Source organism: Candidatus Frackibacter sp. WG13 (assembly GCF_900114655.1).
In the GTDB taxonomy this organism is placed as follows: Bacteria; Bacillota; Halanaerobiia; order Halobacteroidales; family Acetohalobiaceae; genus Frackibacter.
In genome coordinates this window covers 1-17,124 of the sequence record NZ_FOTT01000019.1, presented here as the reverse complement: position 1 = coordinate 17,124, position 17,124 = coordinate 1, and the positions used below count along the sequence as shown (strand labels likewise).

Below are 17,124 nucleotides of genomic sequence, written 5' to 3'. Positions count from 1 at the left end.
GTCGACTTTAACTATTCTACCCATTGAATATAATTACTATACTTTGCTTAAAAATTATTGAATATCCTCAGGAATAATTACTTGCTTAGATTCTAGATCATATTGATAGCCAGCAGGAATTACATGTAACCGGATATCAGATACCCCTAACGGTTGATTAGAATGCAGTTCTGATACATTGGTATGTGATATCTCACTAGCATCTACAATAGTCACTGTTTGACTACCTAACACCTTAAATCTACCTGTGGATTCAACTAAAATTGCAGTATCTTCGTCAATGCCAACTCCTAATACATAAGGATTCTGCGCAATCGCTAATAATAATCTCCCAATTCTACCTCTTTGAGCAAAATGCTGATCTATAATTACTTCTTCTAATAATCCCATGCCTGGGGCCATCTTTAAAGTGCATTTTTTCGGCGTTTCTGTATTATCTCCCTGTACAATCATTGTGTCACTCATAGCCGCAGCACCAGCACTCGTACCAACAATTAAGCTTCCTTGTTGATAGATCTGGTGTAAAGCTCCTGCAACTTTTGAACCACCTAAAAGACTAGTAATACGCAATTGATCGCCACCAGTAAAGAAGACCCCTGCAGCATCTTGGACCTTTCTTTCTATCTTTTTATCATTAGCTTTCTTTCTTGATTCAATATTAATTACTTCTACCTTATCTAAGCCTAATTCAGTAAAGAGCCTTTTATATTCAGTGCCTACTTCTTTAGGCAAACGGGTAGCTGTGGTTAGAATGACTAAGCTTTTAGCTGTTTTTTCTAATAATTCAACCACCTTTTTTAAAATTTTACATTCCCCATCTTTATCTTCTGCTCCACCTATAATTAGTAATCTTCCTTGTACTTTTTCACCCATGCTATCCCTCCTAACTCTTAAATTATATTTTGAACAGAAGTTTAAAAATTATCAACAATTTTTATTTTTGTCCATATAATACTATAACTAAAGCTTTCCTTTAATCTTTACATAATTTTTGAAGGGTGGTGAATAATATTAATAACAAGATTTTGATTAATACTAAGCAGCATTACTTAGAACTTTATGAAGACGGAAAAGTAATTGGTCATTATCCAGTAGCTGTTGGCAAAAGCTCTACCCCTACTCCTACTGGTGATTTTGAAGTCTTACTTAAACGTATGAACCCTGGTGGAGGATTAGGTACAAGATGGATTCAATTCACTTGGAGAAAACACGGAATTCATGGTACTAATAAGCCTTGGTTAATTGGTCAAGCAGTTTCTCACGGCTGTGTTCGGATGCACAATAAAGATGTAGAAGCGGTTTATAAAAAAGTTAACGTTGGGACTCCAATTAAAATTATCAACAGTAATCAACAGCTTAATCCTAATAATGCACAGAATAATAATAACTCAGAACCTAACTCAAATGTTGACTCTAATTCTAAATATATTCTTTATACAGTGAAACATGGCGATTCATTATATAAAATCGCCAAAAACTATCATACTTCGGTTCAAAAATTAGTCGAATTAAATCAAATTTCAGACCCTGAACGAATTTATCCGGGACAAAAGCTAAAAATACCCAAATAAGAATGTTAAATTATTCACAGAAAGTTGTTAACAGATTTGTGGATTGTTCTGTGGATACTGTGGATAAGTTACTAAAACACTTCTTTTATAGGGATATTGATGTGGATAAGTTTTTGATAAATTAATGTGGATAACTTGTGGATAGTGTGGATAACTAGCAAGAAGGGAGCTTTTCTATGACAAAAAAAGATAGAATTGGAATTATTCAACTAGGTGGTAAAGGAGTTGTTGGGAATAACTTAATTGTCATTGAGTATAAAGAAGATATTCTAATTTTAGACGCAGGTGTGATGTTCCCTACTGATGAAATGCTAGGAATTGACCTAGTGATTCCTGATATGACCTATTTAAAAGAGAATAAAGAAAGAGTAAAAGCATTACTATTAAGCCATGGTCATGAAGACCATATCGGTGGCATACCTTATCTAATTTCAGATATAAACATACCTATTTATGGTACTCAACTAACAATTTCTTTTGTTAAAGATAGACTTAAAGATAGAAATTTGCTTAAGAATACTGAACTAAATATAATTAAGCCAAGAGATAAAGTTGAACTCGGTAGCTTTAAAGCACAATTTATCAATGTTAACCATAGTATTCCTGATGCTGTAGCAATCTCACTTGAAACCGATATCGGTAAGATCCTTTATACTGGTGACTTTAAGATTGACTTTACTCCAATTGATAATAAGCCCACTGATTTTTATAAATTGGCTGAAATAGGAGAAGAAGGTCTATTAGCCCTCCTATCAGATAGTACTAATGCCGAAAGAAATGGTTATACTGGTTCTGAAAGTACAATAGGCAAGACCTTAGAAGATAGATTTACGGAAGCAGAAGGTAGAGTAATTGTTGCTACCTTCTCTTCTCATATTCATCGCATCCAACAGGCCATTACAGCTGCTAAAATGACTAATAGAAAGATAGCCGTTACTGGTAGGAGTATGATTAATTCTGTACAGACTGCCCAAGAGTTGGGATATGTAGATTTAACTTCTGATATGTTAGTAGATATTAGAAGTATCAATAAGTTAGAACCGGAAGAATTGGTCATCTTGATGACCGGTAGTCAAGGAGAACCCATGGCAGCTTTAACTAGAGTTGCTAGAGGAGATCACCATCAAATTCAAGTTAATAATACTGATACTGTCTTTATATCTGCTACTCCTATTCCGGGGAACGAATTATCAGTTAGTAATACCATTAATCAACTCTTGGAAAAAGGAGTTCAAGTAATCTATGGTAATGAATTTGATGTTCATGTGTCTGGACACGCAGCTAAAGAAGAATTAAAATTAATGTTAGCTCTTACTAAGCCTAACTATTTTATTCCGGTTCATGGTGAATATAGACACTTATACCATCATGCTGAAGTAGCTAAAGAGATAGGAATATCTGAAGAGAACATCTTTATTACACCAAATGGTGTTAAACTTGAGATTAATTCTAATGAAGCTAAGATAACCGACAAGGTACCAGCAGGAAAGGTATTTGTAGATGGCTTAGGGGTTGGTGATATAGGTAATGTAGTCCTCAATGACCGTCAAGCTCTTGCTGATGATGGAATGATTATTATTATGATTACTATTGATGGCAAGACCGGCGAAGTAGTAGCCGGTCCTGACATCATTTCTAGGGGATTTATTCATATCCAGACTTCACAAGAACTAATAGCTAAAATTAAAAAGAGAGTTAAGAAAGCTTTAGAAAAGACTGAAGCAGCTAATGTTACTGAATGGTCTAAGCTAAAGTCTAAAATCAAATATGTTGTTAATGATTTTTTATACCACGAACTAAAAAGAAACCCCATGATTCTACCATTAATCATGGAGGTTTAATAATTAATCAGGAATTATTAACTCCTGGCCGACTTCTAGTTGGTCAGGATTAACAATATCATTAACTGCCACTAATTCAGCTATTGTTACTCCAAACCTTTGCGCAATTATAAAGAGAGTATCTCCTTGTTTAACTATATAAATTTCACCTTCATCTGGCGTTGGTCGGGGTGGCTCAAATTCTTCTCTATCCTCCCCTACGCCTATGACCACTGGAACTTCTACTATTGCTGTAACCAAGACTTCAATACTTAATAAGACTCTAATCCTAATTGTATCCCCATCTACTACTTCTCCTTCTGCACTTACAACTCTAACTTCTGGATAAGCTCTAACTCTAAATACGTCTCTAGGAATTGAAACAGAGATAAATTCATCAAAGAACAGTGTATCTCCAACAAAGAAGACCGGTTGATCAGGTTGATTAGCTACATATAATACATTAACATCTACCTCACCAGAAATAAATACTCCTCCGTCGTCTACATCAGCTTCTATCACTTGGTCAGCTACATCAGCTGTAACCCTAACTACTCTACTAGCACCCGGAGGTGGAACATCTATTGTATCTCGTAATAAGACTCGCGTCTGCTTTCTGGCTACAATTCTTTCAACTAAGACAGTCCTTCTTCTAGGGAATAGGTCACCATCTATATCTATTGGGAAATCTATTTGGTCTCTTGTTAAGACTGCTGTATTAATCTCTGTTTCATAATTAATCCGCAAAGTCCTAGGGTCTATTATTCTAAAATCTTGGTCTATAATCTCTAAATCAACGAAAGCCTGCATCCCACTTCTAGCGCCTTCAATTCTGATTCTCTCGGTAAATGGAGTAGTGATATTCAAGCTTCGCGTCCTACCATCTGGGGATTGATATAAAATCTGACTTCTAATCTCTGCTTGCACCTCTACTTGATTCCTACGAACATGAGTATTGATGATCCTAGTTGTACTTTGAATATTTAGTACTCGCTCAATTGGGGCTTGATTATTAGCTAACTCTACTACTCTTTCAACTTGCCTGGTCACTGTCTTTTCAGCAACTACTTGATCAAACTCAAATTCATCCCTAACTATCTGAGCTTGGTCATCAGTAATAAAGTTTATATTTTCTGCTTCAATAAAGTTTAACCTACCTACAATAACGACTGTTAATCTAAGATTATGTGGGTCTACAATTATAACTTCTGCCTCTTGAACAAAGAGAGCAGGATCTATCTCCACTGTTCTCCCTGGTACATTAACGTCAACTACAAAACTAAAGCTTATTCTCTTTTCAATCGTCTCTACTGCTGATGTATTATCTTCTGGAACATATAAGATTGTCGTTCGTAAAATCCCATTAATTCTAACTCCTCCATCTACGACTTCAGTCTCTATATTCTCTAATCTAACATTAGTCTCTAATACTCTAGCTACTCCTGGTCGATTCTGGGCTAAAACAATTCTTCTTTCGACCGTTTCTTCTATCTGCTCACGAAGGATTAAATTGGCGACAGTAATATTATCCATATTCTCCCTCCTTTTAGTTAACCTTAATATATTTTATGTAGAAACTAAGATAGTGTGAAAACTGGAGAAATAATTATGTGTAAATAGAATAAGACTGTAGGTCTCCCCACAGCCTTTAGGTTCAAGTTATCTAAATTTTTAGCCTTTTGCACCTATAATTCCTTTTGGAATACATAATTTCTGACCTACTTCAATTACGTCTGGATTCTCAATATCGTTCTGTTCTACAATAGCATCTACTGTTGTATTAAATCTTTGTGCAATCTTAAATAAGGTATCGCCTGGCTGTACTACATAGACCACAAATGATGGGCGATCTGGACAGTCTTTATCTACAACTGGTGAAACAACAACTATGTCAGTAACAATATCTGTCTGCACAAACTGAACTACTTTTACAAACTTAGTGATAGTAACTATTAATTCAATAGCGCGAGAATCTAATAAATTATATCTCACTCTTTTCACTGTTACATTAGTAAAGGCTCCCATATCTGGCTCTGCCCCTGTAATTTGAACGAAATTTTCGAAATCAAAAACATCCGATACAAAGAAGACCGGTTGTTGAAAACCAGGATCATCTACATCTCCTACATAAAGAGCATTTCCTTCAATCTGACCTTCGACAAGCACTCCACCTTCTTCTACATTAGCCGTCGGATCTAATATGTTGGCATTCACTTCAATTACTTGCTCAATATCTGGATCCCCTGGTAATAGCTCTAACTCATTAGTAATTGTTTCGGAGATAGTATCCTCACCAATTACTTCTTCTACTCTTAATAGTTCTTGTTCAACCTTCACCTTGTCACTCTGAATATCAGTAACAACTGTAACCTGGATTGGTTCAGTAACCTTAACAAAGATCTCAATGACTACCTCTACTTTAACAGTGTCTTCATCTACTCTAGTAGCCGTCACTCTCTTAACAGTAACATCAACAAAGTCTGACATATCATCGTCTATAGCCCCTGGTATATCTATTACTTGTGAGAAATCAATAGCACCTTCTACAAAGTGAACCGGTTGATCACCTGCATCTGTCTCTGCAACATATACTACTCCAACATCAAGCTCTCCATCCACTATAACTGCATCATCTGTAATCTCACTCTCAACACTGTCATCAACTAAATCAGCTTGAGCTCTAAGAATTCTTTCGATTGGTGGCTTTACTTCGGGTACGTCTATTGTTCCTGCTACAATCGTTTGGATTGTATTCTCTCCTACCACATCTTCTAATCTTAGTAATTCTTCTTCTATAATAGCATCATCTAAGCCAGTAACTTCTGTTATTACCGTAACCTGTCTAAACTCTACTACTTTAACAAACTTTCGAATAGTGACTGTTACTCGCACCGTTCTTTCATCAATCATTTCACCGTTTACTCTAACAACTTGCACATCTGTTATTACATGCATTCCTGGCTCAGCATCAGGAATATCAACAAAGTTATCAAAGTTTATTATTCCTTCAAAGAAATGCACAGGCTGTGCAGGCTCAATATAAGGATCAGCTATATCAGCTACATAGAGTATACCTATGTCTATCTCCCCACTTACATCTACACCACCTTCTTCTATCGTTGCATCGGTTGCATTAACTTCAGCTGTAACTTCTAGTACCCTTTCGATATCTGGCTTCTGTTCAGGTACTGTTAAATCATCGGTGATCGACTCTCTAATTATATCTTCGCCAATTACGTACTCCACTCTAACCGTTTCTTCTTTAAAATTAATTGCTCTATTTTCATCCATAACTTTACTCCTCCTTTCTAAAATAAATACTTAAACCTCTCAATTATACTATATGCACCAGAAATCCAAATGTGTACAAATTTTATTATGAAATTATTTCCATAAGATAAATTTCTATCACATTTCTTTTATTAAAGCATAAAATAGAATAGTAAAAGCTATATTTAAAAAATTTGGAGGTGGCTTATATGCCTTTTGGATATTCTGATAAGATATTTCCTTATCCTGCCGTACAGTATATACCTATTAATCTATATGAAGAAAGAATAATTGATGATTGGAGTTATCCCTTTAATGAAGAAGTCAAATTATATATATCCTCTAATCCAGCAGTGATTGCTAAGTTATTAGATAAATATCATTTCCATTCACAAGAAATTAATAATTTAGCCTCAAATGAACTATTAATTATTCTGCTTAATGGTAGTATAAACGAAATTAAATACCGTGGTCATAAAGTAACCATGGTTGGCACTTATAATAAAAATTTATCCCATATCTTTAAGATAAAGAAAGATTATTTCTATAAACAGAAACTTAATTTTGTTATCTACAATGCAGAAGGTGAAGAATTGGCTTCTAAGCGTTTTAATCTGCCACAGAAACCTTTTTAGTTAAGATAGGCAATCGAACTCTTTCTAAGATTTTATACGGACACTTCAATACAACTTTTAATAATAACTTCTCACCTGCATTACTTAACTCATAATCAATATATTTTATTTGGGGGCTTATATCTAAATTAGCCTCCTTAATATTTATTTCAGTAGGAAGTAATTCATTGATATTTTCTATTTTAGTAATTTCTTGTTCAATATCATTATAATCAATAAAATTAATAATAGATTTTAATTGACAACTATACAATAAACTCCCCGTTAACAACTTCCCTTCAGGATTAATAATTTTAATATCAATATCCTGTACCTGTTTAGCATATCTCCCTAAATAAAGCTCATAAGGAAGCAACAGTTCTAATTTATCTACTTTTAATACTCTTTCTACTAAGAAACTATCTAGAACACTTTGGGATATAATTCCATTCTGCTCAGTAACAACTTTAGTTAATACTTCCTCTCTTAAGTTACCTACTAATTTAAGAAAAGTTTTTAATATTAATCTTCCCTGTTTTAATTCTGGTTGGAGCTCTTTTACTTTTAATTGATACTTAAATTCTAAACCTTCCCTCGTTCCCTGACACTTTAGTAGTTTATTGAAATTAAGATTAAAGTTTTTATTCTTCTCTTGACCATGTAAATCTATATAGTATAATTCATAACTTAATTCTCCACTAACAATAATCTTATTGGAGATTAATTCAACCTCAACATTCACCACTTGTCCTTTCATTTCAATTAATTCTTTATAAGAGATGTCCAAGATTAATTCGTCAGTCAGCATCCACTCTTCATGTAAATTATTAATCTCTTGTTTAACCTTAATTTGTTCGCCTCGCTGCCCTGTAGAATTAGTATAAATACTCATCTCTACTTCTTGGTAAGCCGTAAGTACAGCATTAACTACTAACATTACTTCTAAAGTATCCTCTAACTTAACAAATTCTAAATCGCTAATTTGATTCTGGGCTAATAATTGGGCACCAGGATTAGTCTTTTTAAAGTATGTAGTTTCTCTAAATGGCTCTATAATCTCATAATGCTTTACTTGACCTTGATTATTTAAAGCTAATACCTGATAAATAATTTGTCCAGTAATCATAACTTCTTCTTCAATTTTTTCAACCTTGACCTTTTTTAAGTTAGCCTTACATTCGAATATTCTTTCAATATTAGCAGCCAATTTTAATTTCTGTTTAATTAAAAGGTTAGTCTCTTTTTCAGCTAAAAATTTATTCAAAATTAATTTTTTAGTCTCTAAGTTCTTATAGATATTAGAAGCAAGAGAATCTAAGCTGTTTAAAGGAGGAAAGACCGTTATAATTAATTTTAACTTTATATTACTTACTAAAGTTTGTTTCTGATAAGCAGTAGATTTAAATTTATATTGAATCTGCTCTATATCTAAATTTAATTTATATTCAAGTTGGGAACTCTGTTCAGAAAGTGGTAAAAAGTATTTAAAATTTGGTTTCTCCACTTTTGCTTCTTTAGTTCCACCCTCTAATTGATAAATGACAGACTCTATTAATTGACCATGAATAATTAATTCTTCATTATGATAAACAGAGTCAAATTCTTTCAGTTTAACAACATAATCTTCTACATTAAGAGTTTTAGCTGGTAAACTGATCTCTTCTTTAATTTCAAATGTATATTCTTTTTTATTGTGGGTAACTCTAGACTTCCCCCCTCCTTGCTTCATAACTGTTACCTCCAACCTTATTAAAATTTATGCTGTAATAAGAATAAAAATAACCAATAAATAAGAAAACCCTCTAAAATTTCAGAGGGTTTTCTTATAATTCAAGCGAAGAAAAGTTATAAGGCGGCCAAGGACCAGAATAGTAAAAATAAAATCCAAATTCAGAATACTTATCTTCAAATTCTTTTAACTTTAATAGAAAATTAGCTACATATTGCTTATTAATAAGATAAACTGAATTAAGAACCATTGGTTTAGAAATCCCCGTAATTTCTATATCTAATAATTCATTTAAATGTGACTTAGTTGCTATAGATGATAGCTTTTCATATACTTCATCAGCTACACTAAATGCCTTATTTTTTACTTCTTTATCTAATTCCATTTCTAACCTTCGTTCTAAAAACTGCTCCATTCCTTCTTCGCTATTTTCTAAGCATCGTTTTAATTCTTTAATACCATCATGTAAGCCAGATATAGTCCTTCGTAATTGAGAAAAATCACAATATAATTTTAAGCCCCATTCTTCATGTCCCTTTACTATTGCAAATAATTCTTTAATCTTAGGTATTGATTCTTTAAGCAACTCTTTTAATTCAATTTTGCTCTCGAAAACAGTTCCAAAAGTAATTGGAATTACCGTTGTTAACTCCATTGCCTGTTCAATAAGTATTTCATGACGATTAGCCTTATCATGTAACCAATCTAAATCTCTTACTTTCCTTTCTAACTCCTTCTGGCCAAAGTCAATTAATGAAACCTCACTAACTAAAACTCCCACTCCTTGATAACTCATAACATATGGCTTATGTATATTGTCTATTCCTAATAGATCAATTTTGACTTTCTCTGGGGAGTCTAAAATACAATAGAGATATAAACCTTTATTCATATTGATTTTCCTCCCCAGTTTTTTGAATATTAGTTACAGTAGTAATACTAAGCAACAAATAACCACCCCCTACTTGCTGCTAAATTTAAATATTTATCAATGTTTATGGAGGTTAGAAAGATAATCTATTAATTATAATGTTAGATATTCTCAATTTTATGTTTACTTGTAATATTATTATATTAATTTAAATCCTATTTAGAACAATAATTAAAGTGTAAAAATAAAAAGCAGGCATCTGATTAAGACACCTGCTCATTATTCTTTATACTCCATAAGGTGGTACAGAAACTACAGCTATCTGTCGATGGGCTGGTGGTTCACGGAATGCTTTCACAAATAATTCCATGACCACTTTCTGAGTTAGTTCCTCTCCAGTTGGATTTAAAATTGGTTTAACAAATTCTATTTTTGGTTTTACTGTAACTCCAGTCATATTAGGTGCAGCTCCCGGTAAATCAATAAATGTACTAAACGACACATCTTCTGCCTGATGATACTCTACATTATCCTCACCAATGAAATAGATTTGTTTATGAATAATACCTTGAATAATTATCTTATTCGTAATTACTTGTGTTTCGATATCAACTACACTAACATCTATATCTTTAACCTTAATTGCTGGTACATCTAAAGCAAGCGTGCTCTCATTTAATATCTGTTTTGTATTCTCTCCAAGTACTTCTCTTAATCTTACTAATTTATTACCAGAAGCAACATTTAATTGAACCTCTTCTGTTACTTTCACAAAGAAGCTAGCTACTACTTCCTGCGATAAAGTTGTTCCCTCATTTATTAATTCCCGTTTAATATGTTCAATATTAGGATGAACTTGAACATCCATTCCTGGCTCTGCACCAGGTAAATCTACAAAATGACTAAAAGGCACATCCTCTGCCTGGTGATATTCTACATTATCTTCTCCAATGAAGAAGATCTGCTTGTGAAGTATTCCTTGAATAATAACTTTGTTTTTAATAACTTCAGTCTCTAAATCTTGTAATTTAGCTACAATATCAGTAATTTTAATGGCTGGTATATCTAACTCTATAGCACTTTCAATCATAGTCTGGTTCTCATTTTCACCAATGACTCTGTCTACAACTGATAGTGCACCTTCACCAGTCTCTACAAATAATTGTTGAACCTCTTCTACCAAGACATTTACTTTTAAAATAACCTTTTGATGTAGCACTGCCCCACCTTCTAATAACTTAACTTTAATATCTTCAATAATTGGGTCAATATCTACATCCATGCCTGGCTGGACTCCAGGAATATCAACAAAGAGACTAAAAGGCACATCCTCAGCTTGATGCTGAACTATATTATCTTCTGTAACATAGAAGACCTGTTTATGAACTACTCCCTGCACTATTACCTTATCAGCAATAACTTCATAAGTAAGATCACGAATCGATGCATCTATGTTTCTAACTTTTTGAGCTGTAAAATCTAATTCAAGGTCACTAACCAACATCCTTTGAACATCATTCTCGCCAATTAAGACTGGTAATTTAAGTAATTCAATATTAGTCTGAAATAAATCAGTCATATTATCCCCCCTTTTTTTTTCTGGTCTTTCTAAACTTTGCTCCTCTTTGAGTAATCCCCCCCTTGTCGAAGTTTCATCTATACCTTTTTCCATCAAATCTGTCTTATTTTCTTTTACTGGTTCTCCATTTGAAAAGAGATCTAGGTAATCTTCCTCCCAACTTTCAACCTCCTTCTCATCTATATCACCCTTTGAAAGATGATTCGTTTCAAATTCAAAATTTCGATTTCCAGTTAGAAGAGTATATAAACTTTCTATTGAAAGCTCTCCATAGTTCATTAAAAGATAGTAGGTACTCATCATAAAGCCTAAAACCATTCCAGTCAGCAGGAACATTCCAAACATTAAAAAGCCTCCCTTCTGAGAACAACTTCTTTCTATATATCATATGGTGGTAAATTGAAAATGTGAATAAAAATTAACCGAGATAAGTAATATATAACTTATCCCGGTCATATAGATTAATAAAACTAAGTGCCTATAACATCAACAACAACTTCTACAGGTACAGGCTCAGGAATACCATCTCCAACTACATCTAAGAAAACAATCTCTGTAATAAGCTCTTCAATTAAATCTGAAGTCGCATCAGTAACTACTTCTATAATCTCCATCTCAGTTACTTTTACAAATATCTCTAAATCGATCATTTGTAATAATTCTGTACCATCTTCACTTAATTCGAAAGCAATATCTAAAATTTCAGGATGAACCTGAACATTCATTCCTGGCGCTGCCCCTTCAATATCTATTGTAAATTCAAATGGTATCTCTTCAAATGTATTTTGAATTGTATCATCAACATCTAAATATTCTACTTCTTTAAAGACAGTACCATTAACTACAACTTGATCCTCCATTACTTCTGTAGTGATATCTTGTAATTCACCTGTCATATCGATTATTTCATCGGCTGCTGGATCTAATTCAACCGTATTCTCTAAAGTCGGAGTAATTGTATCTTCACCAACTACTACTTGAGCTCTAACTTCTACAGTCTCGACTTCAACTGTACCTCCACCTGTAGCACTGATATTAGTCACTACTTGTACTTGACGGCTTTCTCCAGCTGTTACAGTTATTTGTAATACAACTATCTGTCTTATTGCGGTGCAATTATTAATTAAATTAAAGTTAATATCTTCAATTACTATATCGGCGTTAAGTTCGGCACCTTCTGGTACATCTGGAAATTCTATTAAAGCTTCAAAAGGTACAACTTCTGTCATCTGTCGTACTACATTATCAGAGTCCACAAACTCTATTTCTTTTACTATTTCTCCTTCTACTAAGACTTCACCATCTACAATTTCTACAGTTACATTTCTAATCGTCCCAGTAATTGATCTTACCTTTTGAGCTTGATCTTCTAAGTCAATGACATTATCTACTAAAATTTGTTCTGAAACCTCTTCTGCTACTTCTTCCTTAATCAAGGCTCTATCAATTACAAGCCCTGCTACAGGCGGTGGTACTGGTGGAAAGACAGCAACTTGCTCTACTATTATCTGTCTAACTCCTTCATTTACTACTTGTCGGGCCTTGATTAGGGGGCCATTACCAATTACTATATTGACCTGTTCTTCCTCAGTAACTTTAACAGCTAACTCAGCGACTACCTTCTGATGAAGAGTAGTCTGATCAGTTAAAGTTCCTCTAGCAAGTTCTACCACTCCTTTAATAGTAACATCCATACCTGGGGCTGCTCCTGGTAAATCTACAAAAGTACTAAAGTTCACATCTTCTGCCTGATGATATTCTACATCATCAGTTCCTACATAAAAGATCTGCTTATGAATAGTACCTTGTACGATGACCTTGTCAGTAATTACTACGGCCTGTATATCCCTTAATGTGGCTTCTATATCCCTAATTTTCATTGCTGGTCTTTCTAAAGTAATATCATTAACCTTCATCACTTGAACTATATCTTCACCTATAACACGGTCTAACTTCATTAATGGACCTTCACCTATAGTTAAATTAAGTTGTTGCGTCTCTGTAACCTTAACAAAGAAATCTATAATCACTTCCTGTAAAAGAGTTGTTGAATCGATCAATTCACGTTTAATAAGTTCAATGTCTGGATGAACTTGCACATTCATTCCTGGTTCTGCTCCTGGAATATCTACAAAGAGGCTAAATGGTACGTTTTCTGCTTGATGATACTCTACATTATCTTCTCCAATAAAGAATATTTGCTTATGGAGAACCCCTTGAATAATCACCTTATCTTGAATTACATCAGTCTCTAAGTCTCTAATCTCAGCAGTAATATCTACAATTTTAATTGCTGGAATATCTAGTTCAACCTCATTTTCAACTATCTCCTGTTTATTATTTTCACCTATCACTGTTTCTAATTTATATAATGAACCCTCTGTTGTTTCTTCAATATTTACCTGAACAGTCTCTGTAATCTTGACAAAGATTTCCACAACTACTTTTTGATTTAATTCTGTGCCATCAGGTGAGAGCTCAAAAGCAACATGTTCAATTTCAGGATGAATCTGAGCATCCATTCCTGGTTCTGCGCCTGGTACATCTATAAATGTACTAAATGGCATCTCCTCTGTTTGATGATGAACTACATTATCAGTACCTACAAAAAAGATCTGCTTATGAATTATACCTTGAATAATAATCTTATCATTAATAATCTCAAAAGTAATATCTCTAATTTCAGCATCTATATCCTTGATCTTTTGTGCAGGTATTTCTAACTCTATCTGTTGGACAGTAACTCCCTGTGTCTGGAAGTCTTGACCCTCTATTCTTGACATATTAAATTCCTCCTTTCTTGATAACTTAGTACTTTATTATATGCAAATTATAAAAGGTTGTGTCTAATTTTTAATCTTTAAAATAAAAGCAGGCACTATAAAATAGTACCTGCTTAAGATCTAATTTATTTAACTAATTTTCGCAAATCATGTGGTTAACAGTTGCCATCAAGAGTTGTTCCTGAAAATCTAAAAACACCATCACGACCATTAACAAAAACATTCATCTGCTCAACTCTTGAAACTTTAACTAAAATTCTTGCTAATGCTTTTACTGTTACAGTAGGAGTTATTGCATTGCCATTATTAAGAATAAAGTCAGAATCTAATTCTAAAATAAAGTTTTCTACATCTAAAGTAGTCTCCTCAGCATTTTGAACAGGTACTCTTACTTGACCATTAAACTTAATACCAGGAACTAAACCACCAATCTCTACTTCCTCTTCAAATGGAACATTGGTAGATTCGTGATAAACTATACCATCAGCACCCTTATAAATTACATTAACATGAATAAACCCTTGCTTAACTACCTTATCTCTAAATATGTGGTCAGTTACATCAAATAGGCTTAATTGAACATCTACAATTGAAACAGGGGTGTGGGTTAATGTAAGAGTAGTACCTTCTGTAATCTGCATTATTTCTTCTCCTATAACACGTAATGTTTTTATATTATTAGTAGGCATAAATTTATTCCTCCTTCTCTCTTATAGTTTTGATATATTATATGAAATTGAGTCTAAAGTGTGCATTAACATCATTAATTTGATTTTTTAAATTTAATAATTCTCTTTATTTCTTTAGGACCTAATCTATTCTTATTATCCTTCTTCCTTTTCCCTTTTTCTTTTTTTACCATAATTCCCCCTCCTTGTCTTCCTTGTTCTAATCACTCTTCTTACTTTATAATATCCGAATTAAGTATTTTTGTGATTATAAACTACCTAAGACCAGTTACAACCTCTATAGGCACTAATTTAGAACTTTTATCATCAACTAAATCTAATAATACCGTCTTCTTGATAACTTCATTAATCTCTTCACCTTCTATATCAGTAAGTACTGTCATTTTTAATTTCTCGGTTATAACAACTACAACTTCCATCTCAACTATTTGAACTATTTCGTCTCCTTTATCATTTAATTCAAAATTAGTGTCTATATTCTGAGCATGAATTTGAATATTCATTTCTAAGTCTAATTCTTCAACATTTAAAATGAATTCAAAAGAAATTTCCTTTGCTAGATTATAGTGATTATTATCTAAATCTAAATAATCAACTCTTGTAATTAGCATTCCTGAAATTAGTAATTGATTTAAATTTGCTTCACTATAAAGTTTTATATTTTTAAGATTAGAAGTAACATTAACTATCCTTTGGGCCTTAGGAACTAACCGAATCTTTATTTCTAAGTTCCTATTAACTAGAGTTTCATCAACTACCTCCCAGGCAAATACATCTAAACTCTTAGTCTCAACTTCTTGCCACTCTAAATCAGTAATTACTATTATTTGTTGAAGGTCTTTATCTTCTACTACAAAAGCTTTAATCAACACTCTTTCTATAGTAATAGGTGGCATAAGACCAATTTCAGTCTGTTCTATTATAATTTGTTCATTATTTTCACTAATTACCTCTGCCACCTTAACTAATTTGTTTGTAGAACTACTATCCTTTCTTTCTTTTTCTATACTTCTTATATTTAAATAATTCTCTTTAATAATTTTAATTATAAACTGTAAAACTATTTTTTGGTTTAATTCTAATCCATTGGATGAAAGCTTAAATTTTACCTGTTCAACATGTGGGTAAATTCGAGCTTTCATACCTGGTTCTGCTCTTGGCACATCTATGTAAGTCTTAAAAGGAATACTATCCTCTTGATAGTAAAGTATATTGTCAGTACCTATATAGGAAAGCTCTCTATTAAGCTTTCCTATAATAACTATCTGCCCAACACTAATATCATAATTAATCTCTTCAATTGTTGGATCTATATTTTTTACTTCTCGCATTGGAGCTTTTAAGTTTAAATGCTGAACATCTTTTTGAATATAACCCTCTTTACTCATTAATGCCTCCTTTCTAAATCAGACTATTCTAATAAAAAATTATATTAATATTAAGTATTTGTTCTATAATATCCAAAAATTAGTTAATATGTGATTATCATATCCTAATTATTTAAAATATAGATGTATAATAAAACAGAGGCAGCTAAGCAAGCCACCTCTGTTTCTTAAGTCTTAATTGAAATTTAATTTAAAATTCATCCATAAATAGTTGCGTAAACATCTTACCATAAGGTCCACCGTCAATAATTCCAATTCCTATCTTCGTATAATCTGATTTTAAAATATTACGACGATGTCCCGTACTATTCATTAATGCTGTATGAGCTCTTGTAACTGTTGAGTTGCCAGCAAGGTTCTCACCAGCGGTTCTATATCTAATCCCTGCATTTCTTAACATATCAAACGGAAGTCCATAAGTTGGAGACCTATGACTGAAATAATTGTTCTGAATCATATCTCTACTTTTCTTACGAGCCAGTCTAACTAATCTCATATCTACTTCTAATGGTTCTAAGCCTCTTTGAGTCCGTTCTTTATTTACTAAACTCAACATTTTTCTTTCTTCAGCAGTCATCTGACCTGTCTGTGGATTAGTTGGCTGTGAACCAGAATTTCTATCTGGTTGCTGACCTTGGTTAGAACCACTATTAGGGTCTTGTGAATTATCATTATTATCATTGTTATTATTATCATCATTGTTATTGTTACCACTATCATCGTTAGTATTATCATCTTGCGGAATATCTATTTGTCCTGTCTTTGATTTAAGCAAGTTCCAAGTAACTTCATCTACTGTTCCAGTTATAT

At 32.9% G+C, this 17,124-nt stretch carries 13 protein-coding genes; 3 read left to right on the top strand and 10 right to left on the bottom strand.

Annotated elements, in window-relative coordinates:
- Positions 1 to 54: 54 nt before the first annotated feature.
- Positions 55 to 873, bottom strand: coding sequence for a cyanophycinase (locus tag BM077_RS10080; RefSeq protein WP_089749952.1), 819 nt, complete (start codon positions 871 to 873; stop codon positions 55 to 57).
- Between the two features lie 128 nt (positions 874 to 1,001).
- Here BM077_RS10080 and BM077_RS10075 point away from each other — a divergent pair, with 128 nt between their 5' ends.
- Both BM077_RS10075 and BM077_RS10070 read left to right on the top strand, forming a co-directional pair.
- A complete protein-coding gene (locus BM077_RS10075; RefSeq protein WP_089749950.1) occupies positions 1,002 to 1,571 on the top strand; it encodes a L,D-transpeptidase family protein in 570 nt (189 codons plus the stop codon).
- Positions 1,572 to 1,747: 176 nt separating this feature from the next.
- Positions 1,748 to 3,412 carry a ribonuclease J gene (locus BM077_RS10070; protein ID WP_089749948.1) on the top strand — a complete coding sequence of 555 codons (1,665 nt, stop codon included), beginning with the start codon at positions 1,748 to 1,750 and terminating at the stop codon, positions 3,410 to 3,412.
- 3 nt (positions 3,413 to 3,415) lie between these two features.
- On the opposite strand, the gene BM077_RS10065 is transcribed toward BM077_RS10070, so the two are convergent.
- The gene (locus BM077_RS10065; protein WP_089749946.1) at positions 3,416 to 4,924 is read right to left on the bottom strand and encodes an SPOCS domain-containing protein; all 1,509 of its coding nucleotides are present in this window, start codon (positions 4,922 to 4,924) and stop codon (positions 3,416 to 3,418) included.
- Between the two features lie 138 nt (positions 4,925 to 5,062).
- Positions 5,063 to 6,682: a DUF3794 and LysM peptidoglycan-binding domain-containing protein gene (locus BM077_RS10060; RefSeq protein WP_089749944.1), complete on the bottom strand. Its 1,620-nt coding sequence runs from the start codon at positions 6,680 to 6,682 to the stop codon at positions 5,063 to 5,065.
- Between the two features lie 188 nt (positions 6,683 to 6,870).
- Here BM077_RS10060 and BM077_RS10055 point away from each other — a divergent pair, with 188 nt between their 5' ends.
- A complete protein-coding gene (locus tag BM077_RS10055; protein ID WP_089749941.1) occupies positions 6,871 to 7,296 on the top strand; it encodes a hypothetical protein in 426 nt (141 codons plus the stop codon).
- Here the strand turns inward: BM077_RS10055 and BM077_RS10050 are convergent.
- The 7 genes from BM077_RS10050 to BM077_RS13895 form a co-directional block, all read right to left on the bottom strand.
- The gene (locus tag BM077_RS10050; protein ID WP_089749940.1) at positions 7,271 to 9,004 is read right to left on the bottom strand and encodes an SPOCS domain-containing protein; all 1,734 of its coding nucleotides are present in this window, start codon (positions 9,002 to 9,004) and stop codon (positions 7,271 to 7,273) included. The genes BM077_RS10055 and BM077_RS10050 overlap by 26 nt on opposite strands.
- A gap of 94 nt (positions 9,005 to 9,098) precedes the next feature.
- Positions 9,099 to 9,896 (bottom strand): GvpL/GvpF family gas vesicle protein, encoded by a 798-nt coding sequence (locus BM077_RS10045; protein WP_089749937.1) that lies wholly within the window; start codon positions 9,894 to 9,896, stop codon positions 9,099 to 9,101.
- A gap of 265 nt (positions 9,897 to 10,161) precedes the next feature.
- On the bottom strand, positions 10,162 to 11,799 hold the full coding sequence (locus BM077_RS10040; protein WP_089749935.1) for a DUF3794 domain-containing protein: 1,638 nt from the start codon (positions 11,797 to 11,799) through the stop codon (positions 10,162 to 10,164).
- Between the two features lie 125 nt (positions 11,800 to 11,924).
- The gene (locus BM077_RS10035) at positions 11,925 to 14,237 is read right to left on the bottom strand and encodes a DUF3794 domain-containing protein (RefSeq protein WP_090003521.1); all 2,313 of its coding nucleotides are present in this window, start codon (positions 14,235 to 14,237) and stop codon (positions 11,925 to 11,927) included.
- 155 nt (positions 14,238 to 14,392) lie between these two features.
- Positions 14,393 to 14,926 carry a DUF3794 domain-containing protein gene (locus BM077_RS10030; protein ID WP_089749932.1) on the bottom strand — a complete coding sequence of 178 codons (534 nt, stop codon included), beginning with the start codon at positions 14,924 to 14,926 and terminating at the stop codon, positions 14,393 to 14,395.
- Positions 14,927 to 15,180: 254 nt separating this feature from the next.
- Positions 15,181 to 16,314, bottom strand: a complete 1,134-nt coding sequence (locus tag BM077_RS10025; protein WP_089749930.1) for a DUF3794 domain-containing protein — start codon at positions 16,312 to 16,314, stop codon at positions 15,181 to 15,183.
- Positions 16,315 to 16,504: 190 nt separating this feature from the next.
- The coding region (locus tag BM077_RS13895) for a CAP domain-containing protein (protein ID WP_255361615.1) at positions 16,505 to 17,124 on the bottom strand (620 nt) is incomplete at its 5' end.

What these genes read in the sequence shown, in the direction of transcription:
- BM077_RS10080 (WP_089749952.1), bottom strand. Translation starts at nt 873, where the DNA reads ATGGGTGAAAAAGTACAAGGAAGATTACTAATTATAGGTGGAGCAGAA.
- BM077_RS10070 (WP_089749948.1), top strand. Translation starts at nt 1,748, where the DNA reads ATGACAAAAAAAGATAGAATTGGAATTATTCAACTAGGTGGTAAAGGA.
- BM077_RS10065 (WP_089749946.1), bottom strand. Translation starts at nt 4,924, where the DNA reads ATGGATAATATTACTGTCGCCAATTTAATCCTTCGTGAGCAGATAGAA.
- BM077_RS10060 (WP_089749944.1), bottom strand. Translation starts at nt 6,682, where the DNA reads ATGGATGAAAATAGAGCAATTAATTTTAAAGAAGAAACGGTTAGAGTG.
- BM077_RS10055 (WP_089749941.1), top strand. Translation starts at nt 6,871, where the DNA reads ATGCCTTTTGGATATTCTGATAAGATATTTCCTTATCCTGCCGTACAG.
- BM077_RS10050 (WP_089749940.1), bottom strand. Translation starts at nt 9,004, where the DNA reads ATGAAGCAAGGAGGGGGGAAGTCTAGAGTTACCCACAATAAAAAAGAA.
- BM077_RS10045 (WP_089749937.1), bottom strand. Translation starts at nt 9,896, where the DNA reads ATGAATAAAGGTTTATATCTCTATTGTATTTTAGACTCCCCAGAGAAA.
- BM077_RS10040 (WP_089749935.1), bottom strand. Translation starts at nt 11,799, where the DNA reads ATGTTTGGAATGTTCCTGCTGACTGGAATGGTTTTAGGCTTTATGATG.
- BM077_RS10035 (WP_090003521.1), bottom strand. Translation starts at nt 14,237, where the DNA reads ATGTCAAGAATAGAGGGTCAAGACTTCCAGACACAGGGAGTTACTGTC.
- BM077_RS10030 (WP_089749932.1), bottom strand. Translation starts at nt 14,926, where the DNA reads ATGCCTACTAATAATATAAAAACATTACGTGTTATAGGAGAAGAAATA.
- BM077_RS10025 (WP_089749930.1), bottom strand. Translation starts at nt 16,314, where the DNA reads ATGAGTAAAGAGGGTTATATTCAAAAAGATGTTCAGCATTTAAACTTA.